The 20,652-nt window shown below is 72.3% G+C and carries 5 protein-coding genes; all 5 read left to right on the top strand.

All coding sequences use genetic code 11. The features are described from left to right. The first annotated feature begins 9 nt into the window (after nt 1-9). Nucleotides 10-9,405, top strand: a complete 9,396-nt coding sequence (locus C1I97_RS07040) for a non-ribosomal peptide synthetase (RefSeq protein ID WP_111002363.1) — start codon at nt 10-12, stop codon at nt 9,403-9,405. After that, nucleotides 9,402-10,730: a cation:proton antiporter gene (locus C1I97_RS07035; protein WP_111002361.1), complete on the top strand. Its 1,329-nt coding sequence runs from the start codon at nt 9,402-9,404 to the stop codon at nt 10,728-10,730. The genes C1I97_RS07040 and C1I97_RS07035 overlap by 4 nt, the downstream gene beginning before the upstream one ends. Then, complete coding sequence (locus C1I97_RS07030) at nt 10,727-12,220, top strand: tryptophan 7-halogenase (protein WP_111002360.1); 1,494 nt, start codon at nt 10,727-10,729, stop codon at nt 12,218-12,220. The genes C1I97_RS07035 and C1I97_RS07030 overlap by 4 nt, the downstream gene beginning before the upstream one ends. 71 nt (nt 12,221-12,291) lie before the next feature. Then, nucleotides 12,292-13,413, top strand: coding sequence for a DUF6421 family protein (locus C1I97_RS07025; RefSeq protein WP_111002359.1), 1,122 nt, complete (start codon nt 12,292-12,294; stop codon nt 13,411-13,413). Between the two features lie 381 nt (nt 13,414-13,794). After that, nucleotides 13,795-20,652: type I polyketide synthase (locus C1I97_RS07020; RefSeq protein WP_111002358.1), on the top strand; the 6,858-nt coding region annotated here is incomplete at its 3' end.

Raw genomic sequence — 20,652 nt, 5'->3', positions numbered from 1 at the left:
AGGCCGATGATGAGCACTCCGCACCAGGAGAGCGGGCAGGAGCTGGTCCGGAAGATCCAGGCCATGCCGCCCAAGCGGCAGCGCGCCGTGATCGCGCTGCTGCGCAGGCAGGGCGTCGACCTCTCCGCGCTGGACATCATCCCGCGCGTGCCCCGGTCCCCGGACCAGCCGCTCCCGCTCTCCTTCGCCCAGCAGAGGCTGTGGTTCCTCGCCCAGCTGGAGGGCACCAGTGCCCACTACAACATCCCGATGGCGATGCGGCTGCACGGACCGCTCGACCGCGCCGCGCTGCGCCGCGCGCTGAAGGAACTCGTGCTGCGGCACGAGGCGTTGCGCACGCGTTTCGAGGACCGTGACGGCGTCCCCCACCAGTGCGTCGACGACGGCTCCGGCTTCACCGTGCGCGAGCAGGACGTCGCCGACCCGCAGGACGTGCTCCGCATCTGCCAGCAGGAGATGCTGGCGCCCTTCGACCTGGCACGCGACTCGCTGATCAGGGCGCTGCTGCTGCGGCAGAGCGGGACCGAGCACGTCCTGATGGTGACGATGCACCACACGGTGTCGGACGGCTGGTCGGTCGGGGTGTTCTTCCGCGAGGTGACCGAGCTGTACAAGGCCTGCCGCCAGGGTCGGGAGGCGACGCTGGAGCCGCTGCCGGTGCAGTACGCCGACTTCGCGCACTGGCAGCGCCAGTGGCTGGCGGGCGAGGTGCAGACCCGCCAGGTCGAGTACTGGAAGCGGCAGCTCGCCGGGGTGGACGAGGGGCTGACCCTGCCCACTGACCGGCCCCGCCCGCCGGTGCGCGGCTACGACGGCACCCGCGAGTTCTTCCAGTGTTCCCGGGAACTCCTCGACCGGCTCCGGGAGATCAGCGAACGGCACGACGTCACCCTGTACATGACGCTGCTGGCCGCCTACTCCGTCGTACTGCACCGCTACACCCACCAGACCGACATCGCCGTCGGCACCGTGGTGGCCAACCGCAACCGGGCCGAGGTGGAGGGGCTGATCGGCCTGTTCGCCAACACCCTCGTCATGCGCAACGACCTGTCCGGCGACCCCACGTTCCCCGAACTCCTGGCCCGCGTGAAGCGGACTGCGCTGGAGGCCTACGACCACCAGGACGTGCCGTTCGAGGCCGTGGTGGACGCCCTCCAGGTGGAGCGCGGCCTCAGCCACTCGCCGGTGTTCCAGACGGTGCTCGTGCTCCAGGAGGAACAGGCGCAGCCCCGGCTCACCCTGGGCGGACTTGAGGTCACGCCCGTCGACGCCGACTTCAGCATCGCCAAGTTCGACCTCACGCTCGACCTGCGGGAGACCCCGGACGGGCTGGCCGGGGCCGTGGAGTACAGCACCGCCCTGTTCGACCGGGAGACCATCCAGCGCTTCGTAAGCCACTTCACCACGCTCCTCATCTCCATCGCCGACGCGCCGCAGGAACGCATGTCCCGGCTCGAACTGCTGGACCGGGCCGAGCTGGACCACCTCGTGGACGAGTGGAAGGCGCTGCCCGGCGGCCCGGCCTCGTCGGAGCGTTCTCTGCACGAGTGGTTCGAGGAGGTCGTGCGGGATGCGCCGGATGTGGTGGCGGTGCGGTGTGAGGACCGGTCGCTGAGCTATGCGGAGCTGAACGCGCGGGCGAACCGGCTGGCCCGGTATCTGCGGGCGCTGGGTGTGGGGCATGAGTCGCTGGTCGCTCTGTGCCTGCCCCGGAGCGAGTGGCTGGTGGTGTGCGCGCTGGCGGTGGTGAAGGCCGGTGGTGCGTATGTGCCGCTGGATCCGTCGGCACCGGCGGAGCGGCTCGGCCATGTGCTGGAGGACAGCGCGCCGCGCGTGCTGCTGGTCGACGGTGCGGTGCCCGAGGGACTCGACGCCGGCGGTGCCACGGTGGTGGACGTGCGTGGGCGCTGGGAGTGGCTGCCGGCCGACGACCTGCCGCCGGTGTCCGGCGCCGGCCCGGCCGACCTGGCGTATGTCATTTACACGTCGGGTTCCACCGGGCAGCCGAAGGGCGTGATGGTCGAACACCGCAACGTCACCCGGCTGTTCACCACCACTCGGGACCGGTTCGGGTTCGGGCCGCGGGACGTGTGGACGCTGTTCCACTCGTTCGCCTTCGACTTCACCGTGTGGGAGATGTGGGGCGCGCTGCTGCACGGCGGCCGGCTGGTGGTGGTCCCGGAGGAAGTGGCCCGCAGCCCGCGCGACTTCTACACGCTGCTGTGCGAGGAGCAGGTCACCGTCCTCAACCAGACGCCGAGCTCCTTCACACAGCTGATCGCGGCGCAGGGCGAGGACTGCGCCCCGCATCGGCTGCGCACCGTGGTCTTCGGCGGCGAGGCGCTGGACACCTCGGCGTTGCGGCCCTGGTTCGCGCGGCCGGTCAACGAGGCGACCCGGCTCGTCAACATGTACGGGATCACCGAGACGACCGTGCATGTCACCCACCGGGCGGTCACCGAGGCCGACACCGGGCGCGCGGTCAGCCCGATCGGCGCACCGCTGTCCGATCTGTCTGTATACGTCCTCGACCCGCACGGGAACCTCGTGCCGACCGGTGTGGTCGGAGAGATGTACGTGGGCGGCGCGGGCGTGGCCCGCGGCTATCTGAACCGGCCGGAGCTGACCGCCCAGCGCTTCCTGGACGACCCGTTCCGGGGCGCGCCGGGTGCCCGCATGTACCGCACGGGAGACCTGGGCCGCCGGCTGCCGGACGGCTCACTGGAGTACCACGGCCGCAACGACGACCAGGTGAAGATCCGCGGCTACCGCATCGAACTCGGCGAGATCTCCGCCCGGCTCAACGCCCGCCCCGAGGTGCGCTCCTGCGCGGTCCTGGTCCGCGAGGACCAGCCCGGCAACCGGCAGCTCGTGGCCTACGTGGTGCCCGCGGCCGACCGGGCCGAATCCGAACTGCGCACCGAGCTGGACGAGTTCGTACGCCGTGTCCTGCCCGAGTACATGCTCCCCGGCGCGTACGTGTTCCTGCCGGGCCTGCCGTTGACCACCAACGGCAAGCTGGACCGCGCCGCGCTCCCGGCACCCGGCATCGACGCCTACACCCAGCGCGAGGACAGGGAGTACGTCGCCCCCGCCACCGGCACCGAACGGACCCTGGCGACGGTGTGGGCGGATCTGCTCGGCTTCGCGGCCGAAGAGATCAGCGCGCACGACAACTTCTTCTCGCTGGGCGGTCACTCGCTGCTCGTCACGGTCCTGGTGGCCCGGCTGCGGGAGGCCGGCCTCGACCTCACCGTGCGCGACCTGTTCAGCGCACCCACCCTGACCGCGCTGGCGGCACGCATCGACGCGGACGCCGAAAGCGCCACGGTCGGCGGACCCGCCGCCGGGACGGGCCCGGCCGGCGAGCGGACCGCCGTACCGCCGAACCTCCTCCCCGAGGGATGCGAACGGCTCACCCCCGACCTGCTGCCCCTGGTCCGGCTGAGCCAGGAACACCTCGACGCCCTCACGACCCGGGTTCCCGGCGGTGCGCCCGGCATCCAGGACGTCTACCCGCTGGTGCCCTCGCAGGAAGGCATCCTCTTCCATCACCTGATGGACCCCGAGAACGACCCGTACGTGATGTCGGTGGCGTTCATCGCGGACGACGAAGCGGCGTGCACCGCGTTCATCGACGCGCTCCAGGCCCTGATCGACCGCCACGACGTGGTGCGCACAGCCGTGCTCACCGAAGGGCTGCCGGAGCCGGTGCAGGTGGTGCACCGCACCGCGAAACTCCCCGTGGAGCACATCAGCCTCACTGGGAACCGGGAGGCCACCGGCGGCCGGAACGCCGAGGAGCAGGTCCGCGCGCTCCTGCACAGCCCTCCCGCGCTGCCGCCGGACCAGGCGCCGATGCTGAAGGTCCGGATCGCCCCGGAGCCCGGTTCACGCCGCCGCTTCGTCCTGCTGCACTACCACCACCTCATCGAGGACGCCACCTCGATGCGGCTGATCATCGACGAGCTGGCGGTCCACATGGCCGGGCGCGGCGACCTGCTCGCCCCGCCCGCGCCGTACCGCGACTTCGTCGCCCACACCCTGCACCAGCTGCGCACCGGGGACGCGGAGGACTACTTCCGCACCGTCCTCGGCGACGTCACCGAGCCGACCGCTCCCTTCGGCCTGACCGACGTGCGCGGCGACGGCCGCCGGACGCGCAAACCGCGCCGTTCGCTGCCCGCGGACCTCACCCGGCGGCTGCGCACCGAGGCCGGACGGCTCGGCCTGAGCCCGGCGTGGCTCTTCCACGCCGGGTGCGCGCTGGTCGTGGCCGCGGGCAGCGGGCGCGACGACGTGGTGTTCGGCACCGTGATGTCGGGGCGCCTGCAAGGCGTGCCCGGCGTGGAGCGGATGCTGGGCAACTTCATCAACACCCTGCCGCTGCGAGTCCGGCTGGCCGGCCGGAGCGTGCGGGAGCTGGTCGACGAGGTGGCCGCGGGGTTGCGCGAGCTGATCGCGCGGGAACAGTCCTCGCTGAGCCTGGCCCAGCGGTGCAGCGGCCTTGACAGCGAGACCCCGCTGTTCAGCGCCGCGATCAACTTCCGGCACTTCGAGCCCGCGCACGACGACGCCGACGCGCCGTCCCTGGAGGCCCAGGGGATCCACTGGCTCGGGGTGATGGACCGCACCAACTATCCGATGGGCATGTCGCTCGACGACCTCGGGGACGAGCTGTCCCTGACCGTCCAGGTCGAGGACGCGGTGGAGCCCGAGGCGCTGCTCACCTATGTGGAGACGGCGCTCGCAGGCGTCGTCGACGCGCTCGCCGCCGACGACGGCCACGGCACCCGGGCGCTCGACATCGACGTGCTGCCCACGGCCGAGCGGCAGCGGCTGCTGACCACGGCGCGGGGCGAGCGACCTCCGTACCCGCGGGACTCCTGCCTCGCCGAGCTGTTCGAGGAACAGGCGGCCCGGCGGCCCGACGCCGTCGCGGTGCGCCACGGCGAACAGCGGCTGACCTACGCCGAGCTGAACGCCCGCGCCAACCGGGTGGCCCACCATCTGCGCGGCGCCGGAGTCGGCCCCGACGTCCTCGTCGGTCTGTGTGCCGGCCGGTCGCCGGAGCTGGTCGTCGGACTCCTGGGCATCCTCAAGGCGGGTGGAGCCTACGTCCCGATCGACCCCGGCTACCCCGAGCAGCGGATCCGCGCGCTCCTCGACAGTTCCGGAGCGCGTACCGTGCTGGGCCAGTCCCGGCTGCCCGACACGCTGTTCGGCCCGGACACCGAGGTGGTCCACCTCGACACCGGTGAGCGCGCCGCAGACCGGGCCCAGGTGCTCGCCACCCTGCCCGACCACAACCCGTCCCGCGCCGAGTGGGGCCTGACACCGGACCACCTGGCCTACGCCATCTTCACCTCCGGGTCCACCGGCCGGCCCAAGGGCGTCCTGGTGGAACAGCGCGGCGTGGTCCGGCTCGTGCGCAACCCCGACTATTTCGCGGCCGACGAGGACACCGTGGTGCTGCACCACTCCTCGATCTCCTTCGACGCCGGCTCCCAGGAGGTGCTCACCCCGCTGCTCTGCGGCGGCCTGCTGGTGCTGCACGACGGCGACTCCAAGGACCCCGGGCAGCTGCTGGACTGCGTGGAGCGCACGGGCGTCACCACGATGCTGCTGTCCGCCGCGTTCCTCCCGGCATTCGTGGAGGCCGCGTCCGGCCGTGACCTTCCGCTGTGCACCATGGCCGTGGTGGGCGACACGTTCTCGGCCCGGGACGTGCGTCGGCTGTACGCGGCACACCCCGGCCTGACCGTGGTCAACGGCTACGGCCCGACCGAGAACAGCATCGCCTCCACCTACCACGTCATCGAGCGGGACATCGCCGACGACGCCCGGGTGCCCATCGGCCGGCCCGTCCCGCACACCACCGCTTACGTCACCGACGACCACCTGCGGCTGGTGCCGGACGGCGTGATCGGCGAGCTGTGCCTGGGCGGGGCCGGCGTGGCCCGCGGCTACCTCGGTGACCCGGAGCTGACCGCCGAGCGGTTCGTGCGCGACTCCTTCGGCGACGACCCGGACGGCCGCCTCTACCGCACCGGCGACCTGGTGCGCAGACTGCCCGACGGCACCCTGGAGTTCCGCGGCCGGGTGGACGACCAGGTCAAGGTCCGCGGGTTCCGGGTCGAGCCGGGCGAGATCGAGACGGTGCTGCACGCCCATCCCTCGGTGCACAGCGCCGTGGTCGTGCCCCGGACCTCCGGGGAGACCCACACTCTCAGCGCCTATGTGCGCCCCGCCGAGACGTGGCTGGAGGCAGCCTCCGAGGAGCAGACCGCCGACCACCTCGGCCAGTGGCAGCGGCTCTTCGAGGACCAGTACGCCCGCGGCGACGGCGAGACCGTCCCCGACGACCTCAACCTGGCCGGATGGCAGAGCAGTTACACCGGGGATCCCATTCCCGAGCCCGAGATGCGCGAGTGGATCGACGGCACGGTCGCCCGCATCCGGCAGCTGCGCCCGAAGCGGCTGATGGAGATCGGCTGCGGCACCGGGCTGCTGCTCTTCCGGTACGCGGAGCACTGCGAGGCCGTCCACGGCGTGGACATCTCCACAGCCGCCCTGGACGCCGTGCGCCGAGGCGTGGAGCGGCGCGGCTGGTCCCACGTCACCCTGCGGCGCGGCGACGCCCTGTCGGTGGCCGAGCCGGGCGCAGCGGCGGACAGCGAGCGATTCGACCTGGTCGTGCTCAACTCCGTGGCCCAGTACTTCCCCAGCCGTCACTACCTGGACGAGGTCATCGCCCGGGTCCTGCCGCTGGTACGGGTGGGCGGCCGCATCCTGCTGGGCGACATCCGGAACCTGGACCTGTTCTCCGCGCACGTGTGCGCCATCGAGCGCAGCCGCGCCGGTGCCCCGGCCACGGCCGGCACCCTCGCCGAGCAGGTGCAGCGCCGCCGCCGGCAGGAGACTGAACTCCTGCTCAGTCCCACCTACTTCACCCGGCTCCCGGAGCGCTTCGCGGAACTGGGCGACGTCGACATCATGATCAAGCGCGGAGTCGGCGGCAACGAGATGCTCGCCTACCGCTACGACGTGGTGCTGACCAAGGGCCCCGCCGCCCCGGCGGACGACCACCCGTGGCGGGAGTGCGCCACCCCGGCCGAGCTGCGCGCCCTGCTGGAGACCGGCGCCCCGGACCGCTTCGGCGTCACCGGGCTGACCAATCCCCGGATCGCGGACGATGTGCACGTCAGCGTCGCCCTCGCCCGCTGGAGTCCCCTCCACCGAGTGGAGCCGCTGCCCCTGGGCGCCCGGCTCACCACGCGGGCCCAGGACGAGATCCAGGAGCTGGAGGCCGTACTGCGGCAAGCCGAGGAACTCGGTTACAAGGTGGCGGCGACCTGGTCGCAGGACCGGCCGGACGGCCTGGACCTGGTGTTCGGCCGGGGCACGGCACCCCGGGCCCTGGCCCGCTCCCCGTACCGGGCCCCGCGCCTGGCGAACGCGCCGCAGATCGACCGCCTCGCCCCGGCGCTGGTCCGGGAGTTGCGGAAACACCTGTCCGAGCGGCTGCCGGACTACATGGTTCCCGGTGCCTTCGTCGTCCTCGAAGAGCTGCCGGTCACCCCGCAGGGCAAGGTCGACAAGCGGGCACTGCCCGCGCCGGACGACGAGGACGTGGCCAAGGAGGTCTACGTTGCGCCGCGCACCGAGGCCCAGCGCACCCTGTGCCGGCTCGTCGGCGCCGTCCTGGGACCCGAACGGGTCGGCCTGCAGGACAACTTCTTCAACCTGGGCGGCCACTCGCTGCTGGCCACGCGCCTCAACCTGCGGGTCAAGAAGGAGACGGGCGCCGAGCTGACGCTCCAGACCATCCTCACGGCCGCCACCATGGAGGACATGGCCGCGGCCCTGGAGGAGGAGCTGGAGCGGCGGGAACCGCGGCGTGAGGCCGCCGGACGAGGCACCACAGCCGGCGGCGCGACAACGGACGACGTCCCGGCGGACGCCGGGACGGCCCCCGGTGCCGACGAGCGCCCCGCGCTCGCGGACCTCGTGCCCGCCGCCCCCGCGCAGGAGGGTGACGAGGCGCCGCTGTCCACCGCGCAGCAGGACCTGTGGTTCCTGCGCACCCCCGGGCACCTCGCCGCCGCGCACGACAATGCCCAGCTGGCCGTGCGGCTGCGCGGCCCGCTGGACCGGGACGCCTGCACGGGCGCGGTACGCGCCCTGGTGGCCCGGCACGCGGTCCTGCGTACCAGTTACGTGCGCCGCGACGGGGCCCTGCTCCAACGCGTCAACGCCGCCGACGGCTTCGAAGTGCCCGTCCTGGAGATCCCGTGCTCCGCGAGCGGCGGCGACGCCGCACTCGGCGAGTGGCTGCGGGCCGAGCGGCTGCGTCCGTTCGCGCCGGAGGACCGGCACATGCTCAGGGCCCATCTGCTGGCCCTCGCCGAGGAGGAGCACGTCCTCGTGCTCACCCGCCCCTGGGGTGTCTTCGACGGCTGGTCGACGGGCATCGCCCTGCGCGAGGTGATGGCGGCCTATCAGGAGCTGAGCCGTGGTCGCGAGCCGCAGTTCGCACCGCTGCCCGTGCAGTACGCCGACTACGCCCGCTGGCAGCGCCGCACGGTGGACACCGCCGAGCTGGACCGGCAGCGCGACTACTGGCGCGAGCAGCTCGCCGGGCTGCCCCGTTGTCTGTCGCTGCGCACCGACTACCCTCGCGGTCCGGTCAAGTCCCACCAGGGCGCGGCCGTGGAGTTCTCCGTTCCGGCCGACCTGGCGGAGCGGCTGCACAAGCTCAGCGCGGACCACGGAGCCTCGCTGTACATGACCCTGCTGGCGGCCTACGCCGTCCTGCTCGGCGGCCGCACCGACGACCCCGAGGTGGCGATCGGCTCGCCGGTCACCAACCGGCCGGCCGCCGAACTGGAGGAACTCGTCGGGTACTTCGTCAACGCCCTGGTGATGCGCCTGGACGTGACCCCGTGGCGGGCCTTCACCGAACTGCTGAGGCGGACCAGGGAGGTGGTGGCGGAGGCCCAGGCGCACAAGGACCTGCCCTTCGCCGACCTCGCCCGCACCCTGGTGCCCGAGCCCGACCTGGCTCACTCCCCGGTCTTCCAGGTGATGTTCAACCTGGTGCCGGCCCCGTCCCGGTCCGGCGCGGACGGCGGGGACACGGGCGGCCTCGGCGGCCTGGACGCGGAGCTGGTGCCGAGCGGCGCCGGCACCGCGACGTACGACCTGAGCCTGGCGCTGCGCGAGACGGACGCGGGGCTGGAAGGCCACTTGGAGTACAGCACGGACTTGTTCGCGCGGGACACTGTGGAGAGCCTGGCGAGCGGCTATCTGCGCCTGCTGGAGCGGATCGTCCGCCACCCGGACGCGGACCTGGCCCGGCTCTTTGCCGAGGCCGGCGAGCGACGTGAGCGGGAGCTGTCGTGAGCCATCTCGTCGCCACCGTCCTCGGGGGCGTGGCACTGGTCGTCCTGGCGTCCTGGCTGCTGGGCGGGCTCGCCCGGCGGCTCGGGCAGCCCACGGTGGTCGGCCAGATCCTCGCGGGCGTCGCTCTGGGGCCGACCCTGCTGGGACGGCTCCCCGGCGACCCGTCCGGATATCTGTTCCCTGCCGAGGCACGCCCGTTCCTGGCGATGCTCGCCCAGATCGCGGTCGTCCTGTTCATGTTCGTGGCGGGCTACGAGACGGACTTCCGCACCTTCAAGGCGGGACGCACCGCGGTGAGCGTCGCGGCGGCGGCGCTGCTGGTTCCGATGGCGCTGGCCGTGGCCGTCGTCGAGTTGTGCAGCGGGCTGTTCGCCGCCGTGGACCCCGCACACGCGGACCAGAGCTCGTTCGCGATGTTCATGGCGGTGGCGGTCTCGATCACCGCCCTGCCGGTGCTGGCGGCCATCGTGCGGGAACGAGGCGCGGCGGGCACGCGGGCGGGCACCGTGGCGATCGCGGCGGCCGGTTTCATGGACGTGGCGGCCTGGCTGGTGCTGGCGGCGGTGCTCAGCGACGCAGGGCAGGCCACCCGCTGGTCGTGGCCGGCTGCCCTGGCGCTGCTGACGGCCTTCGCCGGGTTCCTCTTCGGCGTCGCCCGGCCCTCGCTGCGCTGGTGGCTGGAACGGCCGGCCACCCTCATGAGCAACCCCGTGCCGGTGGCGCTGGTCCTCGCCCTGGGCAGCGCGTGGGTCACCGAGTCCCTCGGATTCCACGCCGTCTTCGGCGGATTCCTCGCCGGGCTGGCCATGCCACGGCGGGACGGCGCGCCCGACGCCGACGTGCTGAAGCCGATGGAGCAGACGTCCGGCATGCTGCTGCCGCTGTTCTTCGCCACGACCGGTCTGTCCGTCGACATCGGCACGCTCGGCGCGGACGGCTTCGGCCTGCTGGGCGTGATCCTGCTGGTGGCGATCGTCGGAAAGGCCGTACCCGCCTACGGGGTGGCCCGGCTGCGCGGACTGGACGCCCGGCAGTCGGCGCTGGTCGCCGTCATGGTGAACACGCGCGGGCTCACCGAACTCATCGTCCTGGACGTCGGCAGGTCCGCCGGGCTGATCGGCGAGGAGCTGTATGCCGTCCTCGTCCTCATGGCGCTGGCCACCACCTTCACGACGGGCCCGCTGCTCCAGCTGATCGGCAGGGGCGCGCAGGACGGGCGACCGGCCACGCGGAAGGGGCATTCCGATCACTCGACCAGCAGTAGCGCACATCCAGTACAGACCGTCGGCACCGGCGGTGAGAAAGCGGGAGGCAACGCAACATGAGCAATACCGAAGCATTTGACGTCGTGGTCGTCGGCGGCGGCCCGGGCGGCTCGACACTGGCCGCGCTCGTGGCCAAGCGGGGGCACTCGGTCCTCGTCCTGGAGAAGGAGTTCTTCCCCCGCTACCAGATCGGGGAGTCCCTGCTGCCGTCCACCATCCACGGCGTCTGCCGGCTGACCGGCGTCGCGGACGAGCTGGCCAAGGCAGGATTCACGATCAAGCGCGGCGGCACGTTCCGCTGGGGCGCCAACCCGGAGCCGTGGACGTTCGCCTTCTCGGTCTCCCCGCGCATGGCGGGCCCCACCTCCACCGCCTACCAGGTCGAACGGTCCAAGTTCGACAAGATCCTCCTGGGCAACGCCCGACGCGTCGGCGCCGTGGTGCGCGAAGGATGCGCGGTGACGGACGTGGTGGAGGACGGCGACCGGGTCACCGGCGTGCGCTACACCGACGACCAGGGCGTGCGGCATGAGGTGTCGGCCCGGTTCGTGGTGGACGCCTCCGGCAACAAGAGCCGGCTCAACCAGCGAATCGGCGGCCGCAGGGAGTACTCGGACTTCTTCCGCAACCTGGCGCTGTTCGGCTACTTCGAGAACGGCAAGCGGCTGCCCGAGCCGAACCGGGGCAACATCCTGTGCGCCGCGTTCGAAAGCGGCTGGTTCTGGTACATCCCGCTGACCGACACCCTCACCAGCGTGGGTGCCGTGGTCCGGCGGGAGATGGCCGAGAAGGTGCAGGGCGATCCCGAGAAGGCCCTCCAGGCGCTGATCGACGAATGCCCGATCATCTCGGACTTCCTCGCCTCCGCCCGCCGCGTCACCGAAGGACAATACGGCCAGATCCGGGTCCGCAAGGACTACTCGTACCACCACACCGCCTTCTGGCGGCCGGGCATGATGCTCGTCGGCGACGCCGCCTGCTTCGTCGACCCGGTGTTCTCCTCCGGCGTGCACCTGGCCACCTACAGCGCGCTGCTGGCCGCCCGGTCCATCAACAGCACGCTGGCCGGCGCGGTCGAGGAGGAGGCCGCCATGAAGGAGTTCGAGGCGCGCTACCGCCGCGAGTACGGCGTCTTCTACGAATTCCTGATGTCGTTCTACGACATGCACCAGGTGGAGAACTCCTACTTCTGGCAGGCCAAGAAGGTCACCAGGAACAGCCGTCCCGAACTCGAGTCGTTCGTCGACCTGGTCGGCGGTGTCTCCTCCGGGGAATCCGCGCTCAGCGACGCGGACGCGGTCGCGCGGCGCCTGCACGCGCAGACCGAGGAGTTCGCCTCCGCGGTCGAGAGCATCGCCGACGGAAAGAACGACAACTGGGCCCCGCTCCTCGGTTCCTCCGTGGTGCGCGAAGCGATGGCCGAAAGCTCCAAGGTGCAGATGCACGCGGTGCTGGGCGAGGACGCGGAAGAGGAGACGCCGCTGTTCGAGGGCGGGCTGATCCCCTCGCCGGACGGCCTGTCCTGGGCCACCCCCGCCGGCCGCGACTGAGCCGCGGCCGAACCCGCCGGAGAAGCAGCCGAGCCCCAGCCGAAGGACATCCCGAGGGAAGAAGGTGAGCCATGCCGAACAGCCCGACAGCCGCGGTCATCGCAGAGGTCGACGAACTGCGCGAGAAAATCAAGGGATCGCGTAATTCCTTCCGCGATCAGAGCTTTCTGGACCAGCTCGCACAGCACATAGCCGACGCCCCACACCTGGGGCGTCAGCCCATCGCCCGCGCCCTGGTCGAGGACCTGCGCGGCTACGCGTCCGAGCCCCGTCTGGCAGCCGTCAAGGCGCACATCAACGAGGAGCGCGACCAGCACATCTTCTCGCTCTTCGACGCCTCGTACTTCCCCTCCCTCTCCCTGGAGTACCTGACGTACGAGACGCTGCCCACCAATCCGCACCTCGCCGCCCGGTACGCCAGCCCCACCATGCCGGTGAACATCATCGCCAGCTCGAAGGGGTTCCAGTCGAGGGTCGTCGTCGCCCTGTTTCCGGAGAACCACATCGACGGCATCCAGCGCGGCGACGACCTGATCTTCTACTTCATCAACAAGTTCGTCGAACGGCACAACCGCATCACCCGGAAGATGATCGACGCGGTGATGGCCGAGGGCAGCTTCCCCCTCCTGCGAGGCGCCGACGACCGCACGGTCGAACAGGCCTCCTCGTGGTGGGTGCGGCTGCATGAATACCACCACCGGCAGGGCGACATGCCCATTCCTGAGTTCTTGCGGTACAAGAAGCTCAAGCCGCTGGCCGGACTGGAGGAGCTGCGCGTCGACGTCTCCGGGATGCTGGTGTGCCTGAACGATCCAGAACTCCCCGCCGACGAGGCGCGACTGGCGTATGAGTACATCCTCTCCGAACGGCTGCTGCGCTACGCGGTGGAAGGCATCCCCCGCCCCAACTACGACGCTGTCGCCTCACAGCTGCTGTTCAACTACCTCTCCGAGCACGGCGGAATCGAACTGCACGGCGGCGTCATCCGGCTCTGCCCCGAACTCCCAGCCGTCCTCACCGAGTTCCTCGACAGGATCCAGCGGATCGAGCAGCGGATCCACACCACGTCCGCCGAAGAGGTCCAGCAGAACCTGCTGGAATTCACCAACCGGTACACGGATTATGACCCGGACGCGAAGGACTACCGGCACATCCCGTTCTTTGCGGAAATAAAGGAGCGCCTGGGCGTCTGACGCGCAGGCGCCGAGACGAGGAGGATCACGCTCCGTTCCCCGCATTGATCGGATGTTGACGCTCTGTTCATTGCCTTCCGCCGACGGCATCGGATAGCGTTGTTTATGATCATGCGGGGGCGGGTCGTGAGCTGCGCGATCCGGAAATACGGGGGCAGTCCAGATATGGTGATTCCGTGCGGGTGCAGCGGTGCTGTTCCGCGATTCTGACGGTGTGAAGCCGTTGCTTCCTTCCGCGCTTTTCTCGAATTTCGGCCTTTCAGGCTTCCCGTGGCCTTGTGGAATTCCTTGCGCCGTCGAGCGGCAGTGGCTTTCACGAGTCCGGAAGTTTTCCGCGCGACAAGACTCTCCGGAGACGAACCGACCGGAAAGGATCACGTTATGCCCACGAGCCGCCCGAGCGAGCGCGCGATCGCCGTCGTCGGCATGTCCTGCCGCGTTCCCGGGGCCGACGACCTCGGCGCCTTCTGGCGGCTGCTGCGGGACGGCGTTGAGGCGATCGGGGACGTACCGGAGGGCCGGTGGGACCTCGTCGGCGTTCCGGAGGACCTTCGCTCGGCCGGCCTGGGGCGTGGCGGATTCCTCGACCGGGTGGCCGACTTCGACCCCGGATTCTTCGACATTTCCCCGCGCGAGGCCGCGGCGATGGATCCCCGGCAGCGGCTGGCCCTGGAGCTGAGCTGGGTCGCCCTGGAGCACGCCGGCGTGCTGCCGGAGAGTCTGCGCGGCGGCTCCGCCGCGGTGTTCCTCGGCGCCACCGGCGACGACTACGCGGCACTCGTCCACCGGCTCGGCGGGGACGCGGTGTCTCACCACTCGCTGAGTGGACTGAGCCGCGGCGTGATCGCCAACCGGGTCTCGCACCACCTCGGGCTGCGCGGACCGAGCCTCACCGTGGACGCGGCTCAGTCCTCGTCCCTGGTCGCTGTGCACCTGGCGTGCGAGAGCCTGCTGTCGGGCGCCACCGGGCTGGTGCTGGCCGGCGGCGTCCACCTCAACCTGACGCCGGACAGCGCACTCGCCTTCGCCCGGGCCGGCGCGCTGTCCCCGGACGGCCACTGCTACACCTTCGACGCCCGCGCCAACGGAACCGTCCGGGGCGAGGGCGGCGGAGTGGTCGTCCTCAAACGCCTGGCGGACGCCGTCGCCGACGGCGACCGGATCCACTGTGTCCTGCTCGGCAGCGCGGTGAACAACGACGGCGGCGGCGAGGGCCTCACCGTCCCCGACGGCGACGCACAAAGGGAGTTGCTGCGCGAGGCCTGCGCCCGCGCCGGGGTGGAACCGGCGCAGGTGCGCTACGTCGAGTTGCACGGCACCGGAACGAGGGCGGGAGACCCGGTGGAGGCCGTGGCCCTCGGCTCGGTCCTTGGCGAGGACCGGCCCGACGGGCAGCCCCTCCTCGTCGGCTCGGTGAAGACCAACATCGGGCACCTCGACGGGGCCGCGGGCATCGTCGGGCTGATCAAGGTCGCACTGTCCCTCGCACACGGCACCCTCCCGGCGAGTCTGAACTACGCCGAGCCCAACCCGTCGATCCCGATGGACCGGCTGGGGCTCCGGGTCAACGACACGTCCGGCCCCTGGCCCGAAGGCCCTCGGCTCGCGGGCGTCAGCTCCTTCGGCGTGGGCGGTACGAACTGCCACGTAGTGGTCGCCGAACCCCCCGCCACGCCGGAGGAGACAACCGACGCACCCGCTGGGGATCTGCCGGTGCCGGTGCTCGTCTCGGGCAGGACCCAGGCGGCGCTGCGGGCCCAGGCACGCCGGCTGCTGGAGTGGGCGGAGGCCCACAAGGACCTGCGCCCGCTGGACGTGGCGTACGCGACGGTGACCACCCGCACGGTGCTGGAGCACCGGGGCGTGGTCGTCGCCGCGGACCGCGCCCGGCTGCTGGCCGGACTGTCCGCCCTGGCGGCGGGTGAACCGTCGCCGCACGTGGTGGAGGGCGAGGCGGGACCCGTCTCGGACGTGGTGTGGATGTTCCCCGGGCAGGGCCCGCAGTGGGCCGGGATGGCCCTGGAACTGTGGGAGTCGTCGGCGGTGTTCGCCGCGTGGATGGACGAGTGCGCGCGGCTGCTGGACGGCATGGTCGACTGGTCGCTGCGCGAAGCGCTCGCCGACGAGGCCGCACTGCGGCGCATGGACGTCATGCAGCCCGCCCTGTTCGCGGTGCAGGTGTCGCTGGCCGAGGTGTGGCGTGCCGTGGGGATCCGGCCGTCCGCCGTGGTGGGCCATTCCCAGGGGGAGATCACCGCGGCTTGTGCGGCGGGGATCGTGCCGGTCGAGGACGCCCTGCGGCTGATGGTCGAGCGCAGCAGGGCCATCGCCGCCCGGCTGTCCGGCCACGGCGCGATGGCCCTGCTGGCGCTGCCCGCCGGGGAGGTCGACGAGAGCCGGGTCACGATCGGCGCGGTGAACGGTCCGCACTCGGTCGTCGTGTCCGGCCCGGTCGAGAGCGTGCGGGACGTGGTGGCCGAGTACGAGGCCCGCGGCGTGCGGGCCCGCATGGTGCCGATCGACTACGCCTCCCACTCGCCGCACGTCGAGCCGGTCCGCGACGACGTCCTGCGGGCCGCCCGGCACGTCACGGCTCGTGACACCGACGTGGCGTTCTACTCCACGGTGACCGGCCGCCGGCTGGCCGCGGACGCCTTCGACGCCGAGTACTGGTACCGCAATCTGCGGGAGCGGGTGCGGATGGAGGAGGCCGTCCGGGCCCTGGCCGCCGCCGGGCACGGCGTGTTCGTGGAGGTCAGCCCGCACCCCGTGCTGACCATGCCGGTGCAGGACACGGTGGGCGGCACGCCGGGCGCGGTGGTCCAGGGCACCCTGCGCCGCGGCGAGGGCGGACTCGGACGGTTGCTGCGGTCCATGGCCGAGCTGCACGTCCAGGGCGTCCCGGTGGACTGGCGGCCGGTGTTCGAGGGCACCGGCGCCCGCGCCGTCGAACTGCCCACCTACGCCTTCCAGTCACGGCCCTACTGGCTCACCGGCGAGAGTGTCGCGCCCCGGTCCGCACCGCGCTCGCCGCAGCCGCCCGCACCGGTGATCGAGCCCGCCGCCGAACCGTCCGGCACGGGGGAGCGGGAACTGCGGACCCTGATCCGTTCCCAAGCGGCGGCCGTGCTTGGGCACACCGACTCGGACGCGATGGCGGCCGACCGTTCGTTCAAGGAGCTCGGCTTCGACTCCGTCACCTCGGTGGAGCTGAGCGGGCGGCTGCGCCACGCCACCGGCCTGCCCCTGCCGGCCACACTGCTCTTCGACCACCCCACCCCGGCCGCGCTCGAACGGCACCTCCGCCAAGAGCTGTCGGGCCGCGCCCCGGACCGGGACGGGGCCGCCGAGGACTCCGCCTCCGACGACGCGATCGCGATCGTGGGCATGGCCTGCCGGCTGCCGGGTGGCGTGTCGTCCCCCGAGGAGCTGTGGCACCTGGTCGCCGACGAGGTGGACGCCATCTCGGCGTTCCCCGAGGATCGCGGCTGGACCCTCGATCCGGCGGACACGGGGCACGTCCGCACCGGCGGATTCCTGGCCGGTGCCCTGGACTTCGATGCCGACTTCTTCCGGATCAGCCCGCGTGAGGCGCGGGCGATGGACCCGCAGCAGCGGCAGGTGCTCGAAGTGTCGTGGGAGGCACTGGAGCGGTCCGGGATCGACCCCGGGGCCCTGCGCGGCAGCCGCACGGCCGTCTTCGTCGGCGTCATGGACCAGGACTACGTGCCCCGGCTGCACGAGACGTCCGAGAGCTTCAGGGGACACGCCCTGACCGGCGGGGCCCCGAGTGTGGTGTCCGGCCGTATCGCCTACGCCTTCGGGTTCGAGGGGCCGGCGGTGTCCGTGGACACCGCGTGCTCGTCGTCGCTGGTGGCGCTGCACCTGGCAGCGCGGTCGCTGCGGTCGGGGGAGTGCACGCTGGCCCTGGCGGGCGGGGCGACGGTGATGTCCACGCCCGGGATGTTCGTGGAGTTCTCCCGGCAGGGCGGGCTGTCCCCCGACGGGCGGTGCAAGGCCTTCTCGGACGCCGCCGACGGCACGGGGTGGGCCGAGGGCGTCGGCGTGCTGGTGCTGGAACGGTTGTCGGACGCGCGGCGCAACGGACACCGGGTGCTGGCGCTGGTGCGTGGCTCCGCCGTCAACCAGGACGGCGCCTCCAACGGGCTGACCGCCCCCAACGGTCCCTCCCAGCAGCGGGTGATCCGCGACGCGCTGGCGAGTGGCGGACTGACCCCGGCGGACGTCGACGCGGTGGAGGCGCACGGCACCGGAACCGCGCTCGGCGACCCCATCGAGGCACAGGCGCTGCTGGCCGCCTATGGCCGGGAGCGGGACCGGCCGTTGTGGCTGGGGTCGGTGAAGTCCAACATCGGGCACACCCAGGCGGCGGCGGGCGTGACCGGCGTGATCAAGACGGTGATGGCCATGCGGCACGGCGTGCTGCCGCGCACACTGCACGTCACGGAGCCCTCGCGCCACGTGGACTGGTCGTCGGGCGCGATCGGGCTGCTGACCGAGCGGCAGCCGTGGCCGCGGACGGACCGGCCGCGCCGCGCCGGGGTGTCGTCGTTCGGGATGAGCGGCACCAACGCGCACGTGATCGTCGAGCAGCCGCCGGACGCCGAGGACGGCGGCGGGGACCAGCCGGACGTCTCGTCGCCGGTGCCGGTGGTGCTGTCGGCGCGGTCCGAGGCGGCGCTGCGGACCCAGGCGGGACGGCTGCGCCGGCACGTGGCGTCCGACGGGAACCTGCGCCCGGTGGACGTCGGCTGGTCGACGGTCACGGCGCGGGCCGCGTTCGAACACCGTGCCGTCGTCGTGGCCTCCGGCCGGGACGACCTCGTGGCCGGGCTCGACTCGCTGGAACAGGGCGCGCAGGCCACGGGCTCGGTGCGGGGCGTAGCGCGGCAGTCCGGCCACCGCGTGGTGTTCGTCTTCCCCGGCCAGGGTGCGCAGTGGGCCGGCATGGCGGTGGAACTGCTGGACACCGCGCCCGTGTTCGCCGCCCGCCTGCGGGAGTGCGCGGTGGCCCTGGCCGAGTTCACGGACTGGGACCTCGAAAGCGTGCTGCGGCAGGTGCCGGGCGAGCCGACGCTGGAGCGGGTGGACGTGGTGCAGCCGGCGTCGTGGGCGGTCATGGTGTCGCTGGCGGCACTGTGGCAGTCCTACGGCGTCGAACCCTCGGCGGTGGTGGGGCACTCCCAGGGCGAGATCGCGGCGGCGTGCGTGGCCGGCGCGCTGTCGCTGAGGGACGCGGCGCGGGTGGTCGCCCTGCGGTCGCAGGCCGTCGCCAAGGGGCTGGCCGGGCTCGGCGGGATGATGTCGGTGACCCTGCCCCTTGCGGAGACGGAGTCCCGGCTGGCGCCGTGGGCGGACCGCCTGGAGGTGGCGGCGCTCAACGGCCCGGCCGCCACGGTGGTCGCCGGAGAACCCCAGGCGCTGGACGAACTGCTCACCGCGTGCGAGAAGGACGGGGTCCGGGCGCGCAGGATCCCGGTGGACTACGCCTCGCACACCGCCCATGTGGAGCGGATCGAGGACGAACTGGCGCGGCTGCTGGCCGACGTACACCCCGAGCCCGCTCAGGTGCCGTTCTTCTCGACCGTCGAGCGGGACTGGCTCGGCGAGGGACGGGTGGACGTGGGGTACTGGTACCGGAACCTGCGCCGCACGGTGCACTTCCAGTCCGCGGTGGAGACCCTGGCCGAACAGGGCTACGGCCCGTTCGTCGAGGTCAGCGCGCACCCGGTGCTCACCGTGAGCGTCCAGGAGACCCTGGAGGCCCGCACGGGCGAGACGGCGGCCGCGATGGTCACGGGATCTCTGCGGCGGGACGAGGGCGGCCTCGACCGGTTCCTGGCCTCGGTGGCGCAGGTGTGGACGCACGGAGTCGCCGTGGACTGGACCCCGTCGTTCGCCGACGTCGACGCGTCCCGCGTCGAACTGCCGACCTACGCATTCCAGCACCGGCGCTACTGGCTGGACCCCGCGGCGGACCAGCCTCTGCCGGCCCACACCGTGGAACTCGCCGACGGCGCCACCGTCCTCACGGAACGACTGTCGCTGCGGACCCGGCCGTGGCTCGCCGACCACCGCGTGCTCGGCCAGGTCGTGGTGCCGGGCACCGCGCTGCTGGAGATGGCGCTGCGCGTCGGCGACGCGGTTCACGAGCTGACCCTGCACACCCCGCTGGTGGTGCCGGAGCGCGGTGAGATCGACGTACAGCTCACCGCGGCGGCCCCGGACGCCGCCGGCCACCGCGCCGTCCGCGTCCACAGCCGCCCGCGCGGCGGCGCCGACGAGGAATGGCAGCTGCACGCCACCGGTGTGGTACGTACGGCCGGACCCGGCGACGCAGGCGGCCTCGGGCCGGCCGAGTGGCCGCCCGCAGGGGCGGTTCCGCTGAACCCCGGCGGCTGGTACGACCAGCTCGCCGCGCGCGGCCTGGAGTACGGGCCGGCGTTCCGCAACCTGCGGCAGGTGTGGCGGCACGGTGACGACCTCCTCGTCGACATCGCCCTGCGCGACGGCGCGGGACCCTTCAAGGTCCACCCCGCCCTGCTGGACGCCACGCTCCATCCCCTGGTGCTGGAGACGGGATCCGGCCCCGTCGTGCCGTTCTCCTGGGGCGGCGTACGGCTGGCGCGTACGGGCGCCTCCGAGCTGCGCGTCAGGATCAGCCCGGTCGGTGAGCACCGGGTGTCGCTGGCCGTGGCCGACGGCAGCGGGGCGGAGGTGCTGTCCGTCGACGATCTCGCCCTGCGGCCCCTGGACGCCCGGCGGTTCGACCCCAGGCTCTTCCAGATCGACTGGCGGGAGACTGCCGTGCCGGACGAGCCGGGCGGGCCGGACGCCTCCGTCGACCTGCTGCCGGTCGCACCTGCCACCGCGGACACCCCCGAGGCCGTCCACGAGACGGCCGAGTCCGTCCTGCGGGAGGTCCAGGCATGGCTGCGCGACCACCTCGACGGCTCGGCCCGGCTGGCGGTCGTCACCCGGCGCGCGGTGCCCGTCGGCCCGGGCGCCGCCGTCGACCTTTCCGCCGCCGTCGTGTGGGGACTGCTGCGGTCGGCCCAGACCGAACACCCCGGCCGGATCGTGCTGGTGGACGTAGACGGGGACGGCGATCCGCCGGCCGGCGACCTGGGCCGCGCCCTGGCCTGCGGCGAACCGCAGGTCGCCTTGCGTACGGGCCGGGTCCTCGTCCCCCGGCTCGCCCGTGGCTCCGTCCCCGTC

The organism is Streptomyces sp. NTH33, assembly GCF_003236365.1.
Classification (GTDB): domain Bacteria; phylum Actinomycetota; class Actinomycetes; order Streptomycetales; family Streptomycetaceae; genus Streptomyces.
This window is presented reverse-complemented; position numbering and strand designations above follow the sequence as displayed.

What these genes read in the sequence shown, in the direction of transcription:
- C1I97_RS07025 (WP_111002359.1), top strand. Translation starts at nt 12,292, where the DNA reads ATGCCGAACAGCCCGACAGCCGCGGTCATCGCAGAGGTCGACGAACTG.
- C1I97_RS07040 (WP_111002363.1), top strand. Translation starts at nt 10, where the DNA reads ATGAGCACTCCGCACCAGGAGAGCGGGCAGGAGCTGGTCCGGAAGATC.
- C1I97_RS07030 (WP_111002360.1), top strand. Translation starts at nt 10,727, where the DNA reads ATGAGCAATACCGAAGCATTTGACGTCGTGGTCGTCGGCGGCGGCCCG.